14 protein-coding genes are annotated in these 17,652 nt (G+C 40.1%); 11 read left to right on the top strand and 3 right to left on the bottom strand.

Going from position 1 to position 17,652, the window contains the following annotated elements:
• The first annotated feature begins 46 nt into the window (after positions 1 to 46).
• The 5 genes from C9E89_RS09015 to C9E89_RS23280 all read left to right on the top strand — a co-directional run bounded on the left by C9E89_RS09015 (position 47) and on the right by C9E89_RS23280 (position 6,711).
• Positions 47 to 2,536 carry a TonB-dependent receptor gene (locus C9E89_RS09015; RefSeq protein WP_107007919.1) on the top strand — a complete coding sequence of 830 codons (2,490 nt, stop codon included), beginning with the start codon at positions 47 to 49 and terminating at the stop codon, positions 2,534 to 2,536.
• A gap of 95 nt (positions 2,537 to 2,631) precedes the next feature.
• Entirely contained in the window at positions 2,632 to 4,626 is a 1,995-nt protein-coding gene (locus C9E89_RS09010) for a phytase (RefSeq protein ID WP_107007918.1), read from the top strand.
• Between the two features lie 110 nt (positions 4,627 to 4,736).
• Positions 4,737 to 5,426, top strand: coding sequence for a protein TolQ (tolQ, locus tag C9E89_RS09005; protein WP_107007917.1), 690 nt, complete (start codon positions 4,737 to 4,739; stop codon positions 5,424 to 5,426).
• An 11-nt stretch (positions 5,427 to 5,437) separates the two neighbouring features.
• Positions 5,438 to 5,881, top strand: coding sequence for a protein TolR (tolR, locus tag C9E89_RS09000; RefSeq protein WP_107007916.1), 444 nt, complete (start codon positions 5,438 to 5,440; stop codon positions 5,879 to 5,881).
• Positions 5,878 to 6,711: an energy transducer TonB gene (locus tag C9E89_RS23280; protein ID WP_171405111.1), complete on the top strand. Its 834-nt coding sequence runs from the start codon at positions 5,878 to 5,880 to the stop codon at positions 6,709 to 6,711. Before tolR ends, C9E89_RS23280 begins: the two co-directional genes overlap by 4 nt.
• A gap of 125 nt (positions 6,712 to 6,836) precedes the next feature.
• Here the strand turns inward: C9E89_RS23280 and C9E89_RS08990 are convergent, their stop codons facing one another.
• The 3 genes from C9E89_RS08990 to C9E89_RS08980 form a co-directional block, all read right to left on the bottom strand.
• Positions 6,837 to 7,931: a DUF6670 family protein gene (locus tag C9E89_RS08990; RefSeq protein ID WP_107007915.1), complete on the bottom strand. Its 1,095-nt coding sequence runs from the start codon at positions 7,929 to 7,931 to the stop codon at positions 6,837 to 6,839.
• Between the two features lie 98 nt (positions 7,932 to 8,029).
• A complete protein-coding gene (locus C9E89_RS08985) occupies positions 8,030 to 8,935 on the bottom strand; it encodes an alpha/beta fold hydrolase (protein WP_107007914.1) in 906 nt (301 codons plus the stop codon).
• 25 nt (positions 8,936 to 8,960) lie between these two features.
• Positions 8,961 to 9,887 (bottom strand): metal-dependent hydrolase, encoded by a 927-nt coding sequence (locus C9E89_RS08980; protein ID WP_107007913.1) that lies wholly within the window; start codon positions 9,885 to 9,887, stop codon positions 8,961 to 8,963.
• A 410-nt stretch (positions 9,888 to 10,297) separates the two neighbouring features.
• Here C9E89_RS08980 and C9E89_RS08975 point away from each other — a divergent pair, with 410 nt between their 5' ends.
• From C9E89_RS08975 to C9E89_RS08950, 6 genes are all read left to right on the top strand, one after another.
• Positions 10,298 to 11,350 (top strand): BKACE family enzyme, encoded by a 1,053-nt coding sequence (locus C9E89_RS08975; RefSeq protein WP_107007912.1) that lies wholly within the window; start codon positions 10,298 to 10,300, stop codon positions 11,348 to 11,350.
• Between the two features lie 99 nt (positions 11,351 to 11,449).
• Positions 11,450 to 12,271 carry an SDR family NAD(P)-dependent oxidoreductase gene (locus tag C9E89_RS08970; RefSeq protein WP_107007911.1) on the top strand — a complete coding sequence of 274 codons (822 nt, stop codon included), beginning with the start codon at positions 11,450 to 11,452 and terminating at the stop codon, positions 12,269 to 12,271.
• A gap of 63 nt (positions 12,272 to 12,334) precedes the next feature.
• Entirely contained in the window at positions 12,335 to 13,063 is a 729-nt protein-coding gene (locus C9E89_RS08965) for a carboxymuconolactone decarboxylase family protein (RefSeq protein WP_107007910.1), read from the top strand.
• Positions 13,064 to 13,143: 80 nt separating this feature from the next.
• Positions 13,144 to 14,478, top strand: a complete 1,335-nt coding sequence (locus C9E89_RS08960) for an MFS transporter (protein WP_107007909.1) — start codon at positions 13,144 to 13,146, stop codon at positions 14,476 to 14,478.
• An 86-nt stretch (positions 14,479 to 14,564) separates the two neighbouring features.
• On the top strand, positions 14,565 to 16,406 hold the full coding sequence (locus C9E89_RS08955) for a DUF1302 domain-containing protein (protein ID WP_107007908.1): 1,842 nt from the start codon (positions 14,565 to 14,567) through the stop codon (positions 16,404 to 16,406).
• Positions 16,407 to 16,550: 144 nt separating this feature from the next.
• Positions 16,551 to 17,576: a YeiH family protein gene (locus C9E89_RS08950; RefSeq protein ID WP_228199006.1), complete on the top strand. Its 1,026-nt coding sequence runs from the start codon at positions 16,551 to 16,553 to the stop codon at positions 17,574 to 17,576.
• Positions 17,577 to 17,652: the final 76 nt, after the last annotated feature.

Here is a 17,652-nt window from a genome sequence, read left to right as displayed (position 1 = left end):
TTGTGCGTTCAAACCATGCCACTTTGGCTTGAGGGGAACAGTAATCATGCGACATAAAAAGAGTTATTTACCATATCCGAACAAAACACAATTTCAACTCAGTACATTAGTTGTTGCGATGTTCAGTATGACGCATTTGCATGCAGAAGATCAGGCAATTGAATATGTTCAAGTTATTGGGCAAGTTGCCAGTATGGATCAAGCATTAAAAGAACAAAAACGTGCTGATCAAATTAGCAGTGTGGTACATGCTGATGGAATTGGACAATTACCAGATGATAATGCAGCAGAAGCATTACAACGGATTTCAGGTGTATCTATAGAGCGAGATCAAGGCGAAGGGCGTTTCGTTTCTGTTCGTGGTCTAGGTGCAGATTTAAATACAGTTACTATTAATGGAACTTTAGTTCCAGCACCTGAAAGTGATCGACGTGGAGTAGCACTTGATGTACTGCCTTCAGAATTAGTCCAATCATTGGCTGTCATTAAAACTTTAACGCCAGATTTAGATGCCAACTCTTTAGGTGGAACCGTACAAGTCGAAAGTTTATCGGCTTTTGATCATGATGGCTTATTTTATACAGGAACAATTGAGGGTAGCTATGAAGATAAACGAGAAAAATATAGCCCAAAAATTTCAGGGGCAATCAGTAATAAATTTAGTATTGGTGATGGTCAAGATAATTTAGGCGTTGCTGCTGCATTAAGTTATCAAAATCGTAAATTTGGCTCTGATAATGTCGAAACGGGTGGTTCATGGGATGGAAAATCCTTAGAAGAAACCGCAATGCGTCAATATGATATTGAACGTGAGCGCATCGGCGCAGGACTAAATTTTGACTATCGACCGAATAGTGGTGGAGAATATTATTTAAGAACATTATATAGTCGTTTTAAAGATACTGAGTCTCGTCAGGAAGTTGCGGCGACCTTTGCTGATCCTCAACAATCAGGACAACGTGGTGATGCCGAAGTTACTCGATCACTCAAAAGTCGTGAAGAAACACAGGAAATTCAATCTTTTGTCATAGGTGGCAAACAAAATTTTGCAAAAACATGGACTGTTGAAGGGCAAGTTGGCTATAGCGAAGCTTCAGAAGAAAATCCCGGAGGAATTTCAGGCGCAAAATTTAAAGGCGACTTTGCGAATGTTGGTTTTGAAAGTAATCAAAAACCTGTCATCACAGCCGATCAAGATTTTTATAATGCAGAACAATATCAGTTAGATACAATCACTTGGGAGAAATCAAAAACCACAGACAAAGAATACAATGCGAAGTTGGATCTGTTAAAAGACTATATGTTGGCGAATTATGCTGCCACTTTAAAATTTGGTGGAAAAATAAGTCAACGTGAAAAAAATAATGATACTGAAGAGTGGAAATATAAGAAATTAACAGGTTCAAATGCTGACTTTAATCAAAATAGCCATTATGACTTAGGTCTGTTTGGTCCTACGATTGATAAAGGTCTAATAAAAGATAAAATTGCCGAGCTTGATCCCAAAAAATATCATGTTGCAGATAACTCTATCATTAATGATTTTAAATCGAATGAAGATATTCAAGCCGCTTATGTCATGAATACTATTGATTTAGATCGTTTACGTCTGATTGCAGGTTTACGTTACGAAAATACCAAATTTGAAGCTCAGGGTTTCGAATTTAATGATGAGGTCATTACTGCAACAAAATATAAGAATGATTATGACCATTGGCTACCCAGTTTACATTTGCGTTATCAACTCGCTGATGATGCTTATTTAAGAGCAGCATGGACAAATACAGTTGTGAGACCAAACTTTGCACAAAATGCACCGGGTATTTATATTGATGGTGATGAAGCTGAATTTGGGCAACCGATGCTTAAGCCTTTAGAAGCCTCCAATTTTGACTTAGGTCTAGAAAGATATTTTGGTAAAGCCAGTATGGTCGGCTTTTATGCATTTTACAAAAATATAGACAATTTTATTTATGCAACAGATCTGGCAGGGACAGGGCAATGGACTGATTTTGATGAAGCTTTGACCTATAAAAATGGTAAGAAAGCAAAGCTTTATGGCATGGAATTCGCCTATTCACAAAAATTTGAACATTTAAAATCACCGCTGAATGGTTTACTTATGGGTTTTAATACCACTTTAAGTAAGTCTGAAGCTAATATTGATGCCATGAAAGATGGAGAATTATTAAGCCGTCGTATTCATTTTCCGAGTCAGTCTAATGTTGTCGCAAATGCAATGCTAGGTTGGGAAAATGAAAATTTTGGGGTACGTCTTTCTGCACATTATAAATCTAATTCTTTGTTAGAGCTTGGAGATATTCATGCACCAGAAAAAGATATCTATAGTGATGATCAGGTTTTTTTAGATTTTAGCAGCCATGTAAATTTATCTAAAAATTTACAACTCAAATTTGATGTTCAGAATATAAGCAATGAAAATTATTATAACTATGCAGGCAGCAAAGCCTATAACGCCCAGTATGAGGAATATGGCACAGCCTATAAATTAGCGCTCACCTATAACTATTTTTAAATTTTTTTAAATAGCAAATTAAACACCACGTTGAAAGTAGTGCCTTTGAGATGACAAAGGCACACAAAAATTGCATCTTAAATTTGAGTATTCCTATGAATTGTTTGTCTTTTAAATTAACGACTTTAAGCACGTGTTTATTGATTTTAAGCGCATGTACACAGCACAATGTTGAAAATAAAAAACTTTTAACGCAACAAATCTCTGCTACAGCGATCAGTATTGATCAACCCGCACAAGAGCAAATACAGCTCCGTAAAATAGAAAATCAGGGCGTGAAAGTCGAAGATGTGCAGTGGTTAAATCTTCCAACATGGTCTGAAGTTGCGATGGTTGTGAGCAGTAAAAATAAAGGGCTTCAGTTTTTAGACCAGAAATACAATGTTGTGCATCAAATTGAAGGGCAATTTGGACGTTTTGACTATCGAGTTGGCTCAGAATATTTTTTATTTGCTGCAACAAACTTACAAAAACAGCAAATTGAATTATTCAATATGGATCTAAAAACTAAAGCATGGCATCCATCTGTTTTTATTCCAAAACGTGATTTTAAAGCCGAAGCTGTGTGCTTATATACAGACCAACAAGGTTTAAGCTTTGCATTTTTAGTGGGAGAAGAGGGTCTTGGTGAGCAATGGTTAATCGCCAATCAACAGCAAGTTTTACAACAACCACGTTTGGTGCGTAAACTTAGCTTTCCTCCTGAAAGTAACTTTTGTAAGGTCAATGATGTTACTGCTGAGTTATTGATTAATGAGCCAAATGTAGGGGTTTGGGCATATCCTGCTCATTCAGAAGCAGATTTAACACGAAAAGCAGTAGATATGGTGAAGCCTTTTGGTTCAATTCAAAGTTCACCAGCAGCGATTGCGATCGTCGATGATCAAGTTGCAGTAATAGATGAAAAATATCCTTTAATTTATCGTTATCAAAAGCAAAATAATGAGTGGAAAGTACAACCAGCCTTGCAACTCGATACGCTAAAAGAAGCAAAAAGTTTAAGTGTTCAAAGTCATTTAACTCAGGGCAATGCACTCAATAAATCACTGCTTATTTTAGATGATAAATCAATAAAAATGGCAAATATTGATTGGGCAACTGAAAAGCAAACCGAGCAGAAAAACATAGTGACTATCGCTGTAGAAACACAGACAGATGTAGTCCCTAGCACGGGTGATGCAGCTGATGATCCTGCGATTTGGCACAATTTACAGCAACCTAGCCAATCAAGGATTTTGGCTACGGATAAACAAGGAGGTCTTCAAGTTTATGATTTATCAGGTAAAACCCTACAGTATTTAGCCGTAGGTCGCTTAAATAACGTTGATGTCAGATCTGGTTTTCGCTGGGGCAATCAAACCATTGATCTGGCTATTGCAACCAATCGTGATCATAACAGTTTACATCTTTTTGCTATTGAACCGATGACGGGGAAAGTTTCTGAATTGGGTCAGTTAGCGACAACATTGGATGATATTTATGGATTTTGCATGTATCAAGACCAACAGGGTGAGATTTATGCAATTCCAAATGACAAAAATGGCACATTCATTCAATACCAGATTAGTGCATTAAATAAAAAATTAAAAGCACAGGAAATTCAAAGATTTTCTGTAAAAACTCAACCTGAAGGTTGTGTCGTAGATGATCGTAATGGTCATATTTTTCTGGGTGAAGAAGATGTCGCTGTATGGGTAAAAGACCTTAATCCTCAAACACAAACAGCCATGCAGCAGGTCATCGCCGTTGGAGATATTTTACATGATGATATTGAAGGTTTAGGGCTTTATCACGGTAAAAATCAAACTTATCTCATCATTTCTAGTCAAGGAAATGATAGCTATGTGGTCGTAGAAGCCAAAGCTCCTTATGTAGTTCGTGGCGCGTTTCGTTTAGGGATAAATCCAGAAAAAGGGATAGATGCTGTATCAGAAACAGATGGTCTAGCAGTCAGTGCAAAAAACTTTTCGGGTATTTGGCAGGAAGGCATATTTGTTGTCCAAGATGGACGAAAACGCATGCCTGAAGCAAATCAAAACTATAAATATGTACCTTGGAGCAAAATTGCTCAAGCACTCAAACTGGACTAAATCTTTATACAAAATGAACTGATATGAAAAAGTTCATTTTAAAAATGAATACCTTACTTTTTTTAAATGTCTTGATGCGATAACACAATCAAGACAATGTGGAGTTTTTTATGCAAGCAACAATGGATCAAATGTCAATTTGGATGTTAATTAGCCATGCAAGTTTATTGGTCAAGTTAGTCATGCTGATTTTGGTTTTAGCCTCATTTTATAGTTGGTATTTAATTATCCGGCATAGTTTGCTTTTACATCGACAAGAACAGTTGTGGAAAGGCTTTGTTCATCACTTTAGGCAACAAAAAGATTTATATGTTTTACAACAAGATTTTCAACAACCTGAGCAGCAGCAAGGTGTTATTGGTATATTTCAACATGGTTTTGATGAATATCAACAACTTAAAGTAGATAAACAACTCCAAGCAACCGACGTGATTGATGGTGTAGAACGTCGTTTACTCAGTAAAATTAGTGAAGAAGAAGAAAAGTTACAACAGAACTTAACGTTTTTAGCAACAGTGGGTTCAGTCAGTCCTTATATTGGTTTATTTGGCACAGTATGGGGAATTATGAATGCATTCATTGGCTTATCTACAGTTGAGCAAGCAACATTAAATACCGTAGCACCAGGTATTGCTGAAGCTTTAATTGCAACTGCGATTGGTTTATTTGCAGCGATTCCTGCTGTGATTGCTTATAACCGATTTTCAGCACGTGCAGAAAAGTTATCTGGTCGTTATTACGGTTTTGCAAATGAATTACAAACACGAATTTACCGCTTATTAGGGCGAAATACCAATTAAGGAGCGATAACATGATTAAGCGTCCTCAAAAATTAAAACTCAATGCTGAAATGAATGTCGTTCCTTATATTGATGTCATGTTAGTGCTCTTGGTGATTTTTATGGTGACTGCACCTATGTTGACGCAAGGTATTAAAATTGATTTACCTAAAGTATCTGCGGATGTCATACCTGCGTCACAACAACAGCATATTGTCACTTTATCCATTCAGGCTGATGGGCAATATTACTGGAATATTGGTTCAGAGCTCAATACGAAAAATATTACAGATCAAGCAGTTGATTTAAAAACAATGCAAAAAAAATTGATGCCTTTAATCCAAAAAGATCAAGCAATACAATTTTATATTCGTGCTGATCATCATGCAGACTATGAACTTGTGGCTCAAGCGATTGCCGTTTTACAAAAAAGTGGTGTGAGTCAGTTAGGTCTGGTGACTGAGGAGCCACAATGATGAATATAGTAGGATCTAAACGTGGTTTATATGATCATGGTATTGCACTCGCGATTACATTTGCAATGCACATGGGCATATTATTTTGGTTGACTACAGTAGAAATGACCAAGACTTTCATTGAACCTCAACCAAAAACCATACAGCTTAAGTTTGTGAAAATTCCACCTCCTGTGGAAGATAAAACAGAACCTTTACCTTCTTCACCCCCTAAAGTTAAAGAACCTACACGAGAAACGCCTACAGCAACAGCATCAAAACCGATTCAAGCAAAAGAGCGGCAGGTACAAACTCAGCAACAGACTCAATTATCCTCAAACTCAAAAAAACTGAATTCAGAGCAAGCAAAAGATCCTTTGGTTGAGACTCAACAAAAAGCTGCATTGACGACTCAAAAGACACAAATGACTGACAATACTGTTTTAGAAACAGCAAAATCTTCTTCAGAAAAAATAATAGAATCTATAACACCATCAGAAACTGTTTCAAAACAAGTGGAGAATAAAAAAGAATCAGAGGCAATACCGCAAGCACCACCCGTCAAAGATAACTTTGATGTTAAAAATTATCAGCCTATTGATAAAACTGCACCGAGTTATCCTGAACAAGCTTTAGACCGAAAATTGGAAGGCGATTGTACTGTGATTTATAATGTCACAGACAAAGGGCGTGTTGAGAACCCGAAAGCACAAGATGACTGTCACCCTATGTTTATACGCCCATCGATTCAAGCTGCTCTTAATTTTAAATATCAGCCTAGACTTGTGGATGGTAAACCCACTCGTGTACAGAATGTTAAAAATACATTTCAATATCGTATTTCAAGTTAAAAAAGAGATTTGATTTTGAATAAAAAAACATTTTTGACAATGTAAATAGAGCCAATGTACACAAACGTAAAATTACCTCCATCAACGGAGGTAAAAATACTCAAGTATGCTGTATCACTTAAATTTTAACGCCGATCAATAAACTCCATATAGCCACGACCTGTCATCTTTTGGTTTTTATAGCTGCCATGCCATTGATATGCAGTGACATATCCAGCACCCAGTCCGAAACAATAGGGTGTATCCACGGTGGCAAATATTTCCGCTACAAGCTGTTTCTGATGATGAATTTGCCAATAAAAGTTTTGGGGTGGAAAAATCTGATCACCATCTGGACTGGTCAGTGCTTGTTCAAAGTTTTTGGTGACTTTAAAAATAATCTCGCCGTCATATTGCAGAGATTGACCTTGAATATTGCGATAATAGGCGCTGGTCAAAATCGGCTGCTGCTCATAGGCAATAAACACCAGTAAAATTTGTTCTTGTGCATTTAAATTGACAACCTGATAAGTAAAAACTTTCACAGGCAGTTGCACATGCTGGGTAATCCATGGCTGACGCAGTGTCGATGTCGCTACAGCATTCCAGTGTTCGAGTGTGCCCATTCCTTGAACTGCAACAGTCTTATCTTGTTGAGTAATATGACCTTTATAACAGATTAATTGACTGAAATGACGGTATAAAGTACTGTGGGCAAACCATGTTAATGCTTGTTGTGGTCTGAGTGTTAGCTCAACGGTCAGATCATCCCGCAAGGTTCTGAGTAGATAATCATCGCCTAAGCTGCTCAAACTTGACTGCTGACCAAAGCTGACCGAAAAAGGTTCCTGACTAAAGCGCAGATCTTGCTGGATGGAATAGGTCTGATACGCTTCTTCGGTGGTGGACAGGGCAGTGCCATGTACCAGAGAAGCTGTATCTGCCTTGCCCAGTGCAGACAGTCCGGCCTGTACATCTGTAATGGGGAAGCCAACATAACCAACAATGGCAGCAAATGACAGGTAACGATAGGGTTCAGGCAAATCTGGAATCATGATGCCATAGTGGGTACTGCGGTAAAATGGATGCTGCCCATGTGCATTCAAATTGGCTTGCTGAGGTAAATGTGGCTGACGTTCTGCGGTGACAGCACCCACCAACCGAGCCGCCAGTCGTGCAATGCCAGCATCTGTTTTTTCTTTGAATGTCTTGGGTTGTATTTGGCTATTGATCAGTTGCATTGCTCATTCACCTTTTTAGATATGCTGTAGAAACACAGCACATCTTGGCTGGTATGATGGTATCTGGGATCGTTTAACATTCATTAATTTTGTACTGTTTAGGCAGCATTTTTGCTTTGATTGTGACGACCAATATAATCGCTCAGAATCTGTGCAAGCTGTTCAGCATGACTGAGCATGACCCAATGGTTGGCATCAATTTCTGTATATTCAATATTTTCCACCCATTCACGCATACTTTCACTGATGGCACGTGGCACAAAAGGATCTTTGGTTAAAATCAGCATATGAGTGGGAATGGTGGTTTTCCGTGAAGAGGGCAGAAAAAGTGGTTTGATCATATTTTCACGATACAGCGCAATGCTGTGCAGTGCATCTTTCAGCATGGTTTTACTGACAGGCACCGTGGTTTTTTGCAACTGAGCGACAAATTTAGGCCATACCTTATACAGACCTGCACGCCAGCTTAGCTCAGGAATAACAGGCAGCTGGAAAAACACCATATAACTGGAACTGGTCATACGTTTGACTACATTGCTGTAGCCTTCGAAACTGTTTTTCTGAACTTCACGTCTGAACCACCAGCCAATCGCATCCAGACTGGGTGTCATGGCGGTATAGCTTGCAACCTGATCTTTCAGGCGATCACCCAATATGCCTTCCCATGCCTGCAACGAACCCCAGTCATAGCTGACCAGATGAACCGCTTTATTCGGACTGGTGGCAGCAATAACCTGTTTTAAATCTTCAATCAGATAGTCGCTGTGAAAATGCTTTTGCCGAGCTGGAATATCTGACAAGCCTGTACCACGAACGTCATAGCTGACCACGTGAAACTGTTCAGATAATTTGTCTGCAAGTCGATCCCACACTTCAGCAGAATCCGGATAGCCATGCAGCAGGACAATGGTTTCCTGCTCAGGACTGGATTTACCCCATTCATAAACAGCGAGTTTTAATGGGTTGACGTGAATAAATTGAAGTGTTTTTGTTGTGGTATTCATTGTACGTACTCAATTAAAATGATGTTCAGGATGCGATTTGATGGTTAGCAATCACGCCTGCTGACTGGTTGATATAATTGACCGCCAGTTCAGTGGAACCTTCATAGTAGGGATGATAATCACGTTTAAAATAACGAAAAGACGTTTGGATAAACCACCATGGCGATGGGACAAAGTGTTGATTGGCTGCTTTTTGCCATTCTTTCCAGAAGCCCCATTTTAATAAGCCTTTTTGTGATTTTGGAAGTTCGGGGTCAGATTGTGCCAAATGGGTTGTACCTACAACCATCAATCCAGTAAAGATTGGAGCGAGTCCTGCCATGACTGTACTGCGCATGGCGTAACTGCCACTCAAATGCTGAAATAAATCAAAAGCCACGGTGCGGTGTTCAACTTCCTCAGCACTGTGCCAAGTAAATAAGTCGCTGACCACAGGATCACAACCGCGTGCTTCCCAGTGCGCTTTGGTCAGGACATATTGCCCTAATGCACAGGTATAATGTTCAGCCGCAGCGACAATTGCAATTCGAAACATCAGCCATTGTTTTTCTAATGCTTTTGGAATTGTTATACCAAAAGGTTGATCTGCCAATGCAAAATCAAATATTTGGGCAGCACGGTTATAATGCTCCTCAATATCAACCCCATATTTCTGTAAATATTGTTCTATGGAAATTTTATGCGCCTGTGCATGAATAGCTTCCTGACGAATAAACACTTCCACATCTTTTTTAAGCTTTTCATCCGTAATATAAGGTAAAGCCTTATTGAACATCCGACAGAAAAAATATTCACCACGTACCAAGGTAAAGCTGAAATGATTAACGGCATGACTGGCGATTGGGGACTGTGGAATCCAACGAAAAGGCGAAGGTGTCTGCCAATCAAACTGTACTTGTCTTGGAAATAGGGGCCAATCTGCTGTTGAGATTTGTCGTGGAATTATTTTCATTATCTTTCCTAATACTCAGATGATCTTTTAGAGATGTCATTCATTCAAAGAGTGCTTTTTAATTGGTTCCAAAAAGGAACCTGACTTAAAAATAAAGTGCAAAAATTATACTGTCAATGAATTGCAGAATAATATTCTGTAATTGTCCTGAATCGACAATAATTGTGCTTTTTAGGATAAGTAGACATTGGTATTTAAATTTAGGGTATGGGGAAGTTGGGACTTATTTTGATGACATTTTTAAAATATAGAAAATAAAAAGTATTTGTATTTAAACTGATCAAAAGTGACCTAATGATAAATTGATGTGACTTAATGATAAATTCAAACTGTGCTTAATTTGTATTTTGCTATGAGTGAAGAGTCAATGGATGGCTCTATAACAATGACTCAGTATGGAGCAAATACACATGAACTTTCTCGATGATAGCCTATTCCCAGAAAACCAAGAAAAATTGGTGATTCAGGTTGCCCCTTATGGTCCGCAATGGCTACCAACAGATTCTGATGATATTGCAGTGACCATGGATGCGCAGATTCAAAAGGCGGTAGATTGTTATAATGCTGGTGCGACGGTTCTGCATGTCCATGTACGTGAAGAAGATGGTAAAGGCTCAAAAAAACTCAGCAAATTTAATGAAATGTTGGGGCTTTTACGTCAGGCTGTGCCTGATATGGTACTTCAAGTTGGTGGATCAATTTCATTTGCGCCTGAGTCTGAAGGTGAGGCAGCACAATGGCTCGACTATGACACACGTCATATGTTAGCTGAACTGGATCCAAAACCTGATCAAGTCACGATAGCCATCAACACCAGTCAAATGAACATCTGTGAAATGCTGACACCAGATGACGTGGTAGGGACTATTTTAGAAAAGCCTGAATATTTCAAAGCGTATTCAGAAATGGTTTCAGATGCCCGCCCATCATTTTTTATTGAGCATCTAAAGCGTTTGCAGGCAGCACAGATTCAGCCACATTTTATGTTGGGTCATGTGCATCAGCTTGAAACTGTTGAACGTTTGATTCGTAAAGGATTATACACAGGTCCACTAAATTTGAACTATGTGGCAATTGGCGGTGGTGCCGCAGGTCTTGATCCTTCAGATTTGATTGAATTTACTAAACGCTCACCAGCAGGTTCAATCCTGACGTATGAAAGTGCAATGCGTGCGGTGTTGCCAATCAATACCATTGCCATTGCCCTCGGTATGCATGTTCGTGTGGGAATTGAAGATACCTTGTGGGGACGTAAAGGCGAACGTATGACCTCGGTACAGCAAATTGAACAAACTGTGCGCATTGCCCGTGAATTGGACCGTGATATTGCAACAGGCAAAGAAGCCCGTGAAATCTACAAAATTGGTCAGACCTACGACAATGCGGATGAAACGATTCGCCAATTGGGAATGGCACCAAACCGTAAAGCAGGACAGCGTGGCTTTACTGTACCAGGGCTGTAATTTTTAAAGCACTCAAAACCAAACAATAAGGTTCATCGTGTGTTGTAGTTACCACGATGAACAACTGAAAAATATATATTTTATAAATGGATTTTAACAATGGACTTTCAAAATAAAGTTGTCCTTGTAACGGGCGTGGGTCCTGGATTAGGCAAAGCCTGTGCTGAGGCTTTTGCAAAATCAGGTGCAAAATTGGTGATTTGTGACGTCAATCAGGATGCGTTGCAAGAAACACAAAAAAGCGTTGAAAAATATGGTGCAGAATGCCTTGCACTGCAATGTGATGTGTCATCAAGTGCAGAAGTCGCAGCAATGTTTGAACAATTGGTTCAGCATTTTGGGACTTTAGATGTGTTGGTTAATAATGCTGCCATTACCCCAAACTCTGAATTAGATACTCAGCGTCGCAACAAACTTTATCGTTATATGTCTACGCCTGAGCCAAGACAATCTTTGGGTTTTACAACTTCCATCAGTGATGAAGAATGGCATCGTTATTGGGGTGTTAATGTGCATGGCGTGTTTTATTGCACTCGTGAAGCTTTGAAAATTATGGAACCCAAGCGTTCAGGAAAAATTGTCAATATTGCTTCGATTGCAGGACTTTCAAGTAAAAGTGCGCATAGCCCACATTATTGCGCAACCAAGGGTGCAGTTATTTCATTTACTAAATCAGTCGCTTATGAAGTGGCAGGTGCCAATATTTTTGTCAATGCAATGGCACCTGGCGGTGTGGCAACACCACGTTTTAATGAATATTTAGACAATATTGGTGAAGAAGCCCGTAATCGCTTGTGGCAGGGTGTGCCTTTGGGACGTTTTGGAACGGTTGAGGAGTATGCGGGTACAGTGCTGTACTTAAGTGGTGAGCATTATCTGGTCGGACAGGTGATTAGTCCAAATGGTGGTGGGGTGATTTAACGCCTGATGCATCAACAATTTAAACCTTCAACCACTGCAATATATGACTGAAATGGAACGACTATGACTCAGACACCTAATTATAATGCCCTGCGTGCAGCAGGAATCTTTGATGAATCATTGGATGCATTGGCAGAATGGTCACCTGAATGGACTGAAAAATTTATGGTGTTGGTGCAGGACACACAACTCAATAATGTACTTGACCCTAAACTTGTGGCATTGATCCGTTTAAATATTGATGTCACTGCCACACATTTATACGCTCCGGGCGTGCAGCGTCATATCCGTGAAGCACTGCGACTGGGCGCAACCCGTGCAGAAATTTTGGAAGTATTTAAACTCGCCAGTGTGGTGGGGATTCATGCTTGTGCGCTGGGCGTACCCATTTTGGAACAGGAACTGGCGCATGCAGGACTTACAGATGAAGCAGTGCAAGCACCTGCAACGCCTGTATGTGATGCAGTACGTGCACAAGGCATGTTTAATCCATTATGGGAAACGATATATCGCTGGGATCCTGTTTATTTGGAAAATTTCCTGAAAATGGGTTTTGGGCTGTGGAAAGACGGCATTTTACCGCCATTATGGATTGAATTTTTATGTATTGCTGGTGATGCCACAGTCACACATATGTGGGCACATGGTACACAGCGTCATATAGAAGCTGCGTTGGCATTGGGTGCAACACGTGAGCAAATTTTAGAAGTGCTGAAGATTGTCAGTTTACAGGGCATTGAAGCCTGCGAAATGGCAATTCCTATGCTGGATGAAATTTTGAAGGAAATATAGCGCTCATTTTTCTAAAACTGGAACTTTGGAAATGAGCACAGGGAACAAATAGGGACATTGAATAGATTAGGAGAGTACACGTGAGTGCTGTCAATGAAGGAACACCGATTGAAAGTTTGAACATCACAGCAGAAGAACAAAAAAAGACATTTCGTAAAGTGGCTTTACGATTGCTGCCATTTCTGTTTTTAGCATATGCCATTAATGCGATTGACCGTATTAATATTTCTTTTGCCAAATTAAGAATGTCAGAAGATTTACTGTTAAGTGATGCTGCCTATGGAATTGGTGCAGCAGCATTTTTTGTCGGTTATTTATTGTTTGAAATTCCAAGCAATATGTATATGCAAAAAGTCGGTACCCGTGCCACATTGACCAGAATCATGATTCTGTGGGGCATTGTCACCATGCTGATGAGCACAGTTGAAAGTGCAACCAGTTTTTATGTATTGCGCTTTTTATTGGGTGTTGCAGAAGCTGGGTTTTTCCCAGGTGTGATCCTTTATCTGACCTATTGGTTTCCTGGTTCCTTGCGGGGACGTATTACTTCAGTCTTTTTTATGGCAGGTATTATTGCAGGCATTGTCAGTGGTCCGCTTGCAGGCTGGATCATGAGCAGTTTTCATGGATGGATGGGTTTAAAAGATTGGCAATCGCTGTTTGTGCTGGAAGGTATACCTGCGGTGATACTTGGTGTGATTGCTTGGTTTTGGCTAGTCGATCAACCTGAGAAAGCCAAATGGTTAAGCCCTCGTGAAAAACTGGTGATTCAAACGAGTTTGGCTGCTGAAAGCACCCATGTCACGAAAAGCAGCGTAGCTCTAAAACAATTATTATGTGATCCACGTGTGTTGATGGCAGGCTTTGTATTTTTCTGTATTTATTCGGGAACCAACACCGTTGCATATTGGATGCCAACTCTGATCAAGGAGTTTGGTATTCAGGATATCCGTCAGATTGGAATGATTTCAAGTTTACCTTATTTGACAGCTTTGGTGGCAATGTACATTTTAGGGCGGAGTTCAGATAAGTTTTTAGAACGTCGCTGGCATTTGGCATTGACCATGCTGGTAGGTGCAATCAGTTTCTGTTTACTCGGCTTTTTTCAGGATCAAATTGGCTTATCCATTGGTTTGATTACCCTTGGTGCAGCAGCATGTTTATCTGCTGTCCCTCTATTCTGGACCATTCCACCTGCATATTTATCCAGTACTGCGGCAGCGGCAGGGATTGCATTGGTCAGTACCCTTGGGGGCATGGCAGCAGTACTCAGCCCGATTTTGGTTGGGGCAATCAAAACACAAACGGGCAGTATTTATATGGCATTTTCAGTCATCGCTGCATTGTTGGTGCTTGGTGCAATCACGCTTTTACTTGGAATTCCTGCACGTTTAATACGTGAGCGCAAAGTCTAAGTTTCTCTTCACAATTCAACTGAAAACAAAAAAATGCTCCCTTGAGACAAGGGGGCTCAGGACAGTCATATCTAAATGGAGCTGATATGGTGAATAAATTCACAGATTTAAACGGAATAAAAAAGCAGTCTCGATATGCTCAATACCTTATAGCAAGTGTTTTGGCTGTTTCGATTGCTCAGATTAATGCTGTTCAGGCAGCAAGTGTTGATGTTTTTGATGATTGGAAATTTAAAACCAATACCACACTCAGCATGGGTACCAGTTGGAGTATGGAAAAGCCATCAGCATCGTTATTATTTGCACCTGATGCGAAAAAAATTGGTAAGGAAGGCAATAGCGTCGATACCAATGGCGACAATGGTCGGCAGAATTTTAATCGCCATGATGTGATTTCACAGATTATTCGGGGACTTACAGAAACAAGTCTAAGTGATGGGAAACAAGGGGCTGTACTCAGTGCAAAATACTGGTACGACCATGCCTATGAAACAGGTCGGGGTGACTTTGAAGCCTTTGACGACCGTCAGTGGCCTGATCTGGCAAAGTTTAAAGGCATTGAATTATGGGATGCTTATTTGTGGAGAAAGTTTACGCTACCCAATGATCAGCCTTTAGAAATTAAGCTTGGTAAACAGGCTTTGAATTGGGGCAAATCCCGATTTTTTCAGCATGGTATCAACTCGGTGAATGCGATTGATGTTGCTGCTATGAACCGTCCGGGCGGAGATGCCAAAGAACGTGTAATTCCTGCGGAGATGCTGGCATTCAACTTAGGTTTAAATAAGAATTTACAGGTTGAAGGATTTTATCAATATAAATTTAGACCATCCGTGCTGGATGGTTGCGGTACATTCCTTCAGATTTCAGACTTTACCCCTGAAAGCTGTGGTCCGATCACCATTGCTATTGTCGGAGATCGAACGACTGAAACAGCCATGCAAAGTGGCAGTTATATTCCACGTGGTGAAACTCAGTCAGCAAAAGATGGTGGGCAATATGGTATTGCATTGAAACAAACTTTTCCTGATATGAATAATCTGGAACTGGGTGTCTATTATGCCAATTATCATAGTCGTTTTTCAGCTTTTGAAGGCAAAGCCGCAACGGGTTTGGGTGCAAAATATTTTAATACAGCAAGCTATTATGCGGTTTATCCTGAAGATGTACGGATGTTTGCACTGAGCTTGAGTGCCAAGGTGGGAACGACTGCATGGTTTGCAGAGTTGAATCATAAACCAAATCAACCTTTGGGTTTTAATGGGACTGATCTTGTGCAGTTTCAGATCCTTGCACCCAACTCGCCTTTTACAGAGGCAGGTGTCCGCCCTGAGTTTGGTGCTCATGTTGATGGTTATGCACGTTTGCCTGTTTCACAATTGTCTGTGGGTGCAGCAGATACTGTGACGGATGTTTTGGGTGCAAAAAATCTGACATGGATGGCTGAATTGGCGGTCAATCATATTGGCGATATTGATGGGCAGCGTTTTGGGCGCAGTAGTGCCTTTGGGCGCAGCGAGTTGTCCACAGGAGCCTATGATCCTGTTACGGGTGCGAATGCCTGTATTGCAGCAGGCTCAGGTAATTTATCTGCCGAGGAGCTGAAGGATTTAAATCGTCAGTTCTGTAATGCCAAAGACGGTTTTTTCAGTGAATGGTCTGCGGGCTATCGTTTAAGGGCAGCATTGAATTATCCTGATTTATTGGCTGAAACCAACGTCAGTCCAAGTCTGACTTTCCGACATGATGTGACAGGTTATGGACCAAACTTTCAGGAAGGTCAAATGGCGGTGGGAGTTGGTGTTACAGCAACCTATCAGAAAAAGTATTCGGCTGAAATTGCGTATCAAAACTATTTTGGCAGTAATGAATTCAGCACGATTGATGACCGTGACTATGCCTCTATGGTGTTTAAGATGAATTTCTAAAATCGTACTGTCTAAGCATCAGATTGATGTTGTGTGGCGCACAGAATCATCAATCTGATTTTTATTTCCCCTAATTTTTCTTATTTTCACTTCACATTTGAAGTGAACAGATTCGTATTGTCCAAAAATTGATAGGTTTACATTATGCTTTCGCAGGCGCAAAAAAAAATTCAATTTCCTGAGCAGTTGTTCAGCATTCCATTATTTTTTATGTTGGCAATGATGGCGTTTTATTTCTCTAAAATTGAATATCTGCAAAATATGGGATTGGGTTTGCTGACGATTTCCATGCTGATTGGAATGCTATGTGGCAACCTGATGCCACAGAAAATGCATCTGACTTTGGACAGTGGCATGAGCTTTTGCAAACAGCGGCTGTTACGTATTGCGGTGGCATTTTATGGTTTTCGTTTGAGTATTCAGCAAATTCAGGCATTGGGTGTTCAGGCTTTTGTGATTGATGTCATTCTCATTGCAACCACGATGGGTTTAGCGATTTGGATAGGCATTAAGCTACTGAAAATGGAAAGGGAAACTGTCATTTTAATTGGGGCAGGTCATGCCATTTGTGGGGCAGCAGCTATTTTGGCGACCTCAGGTATCGTCAAAGCAAAAAATAATCAGGTTGCAATCGCAGTCAGTTGTATCGTGTTATTTGGCACCATTGGGATGTTTTTATATCCATGGCTATATCAATATATTCCGCATGGCATGATGACTGATCGGGCATATGGTATTTTTACGGGGGCAACCTTACATGAAGTGGCTCAAGTGGTTGCTGCTGGTCAGGCGATGACACCGCAGGCTGCTGAAGCTGCCATTATTACCAAATTAATTCGGGTATTGTTATTGGCACCTTTTTTATTGATTCTGTGTTTTTGGCTGACCCGTCATCGTGCTGATGGTCAGTCAGCAGGTACAATAAAACCGCCTGTTTTTGTCTTTGGCTTTATCGTCTGTATGTTGCTCAATTCGTGGATGACAATTCCTCAAGATATTCATCAGATGATTGTATGGCTGGATGATTTGGCGCTGGCAACAGCAATGGTGGCATTGGGAGTCAGTGTACGTATTATTGATTTGAAAAAGGCAGGAATCAAGCCGATTTTACTTGCATTTGTATTGACCGTACAGCTGATGTTTATGGGGGCTGTACTGAGTTTTATGTAAATTGATTGTCTGAATGTAGAACTTAAAAATATGTTGAGGATAGGGCATCTATTGGTCTTAAGATGTCCGATTTTTT

Source organism: Acinetobacter sichuanensis (assembly GCF_003024515.2).
GTDB lineage: Bacteria > Pseudomonadota > Gammaproteobacteria > Pseudomonadales > Moraxellaceae > Acinetobacter > Acinetobacter sichuanensis.
The sequence above is the reverse complement of the archived record's forward strand: the minus strand, read 5'-3'. Positions and strand labels throughout refer to the sequence as shown.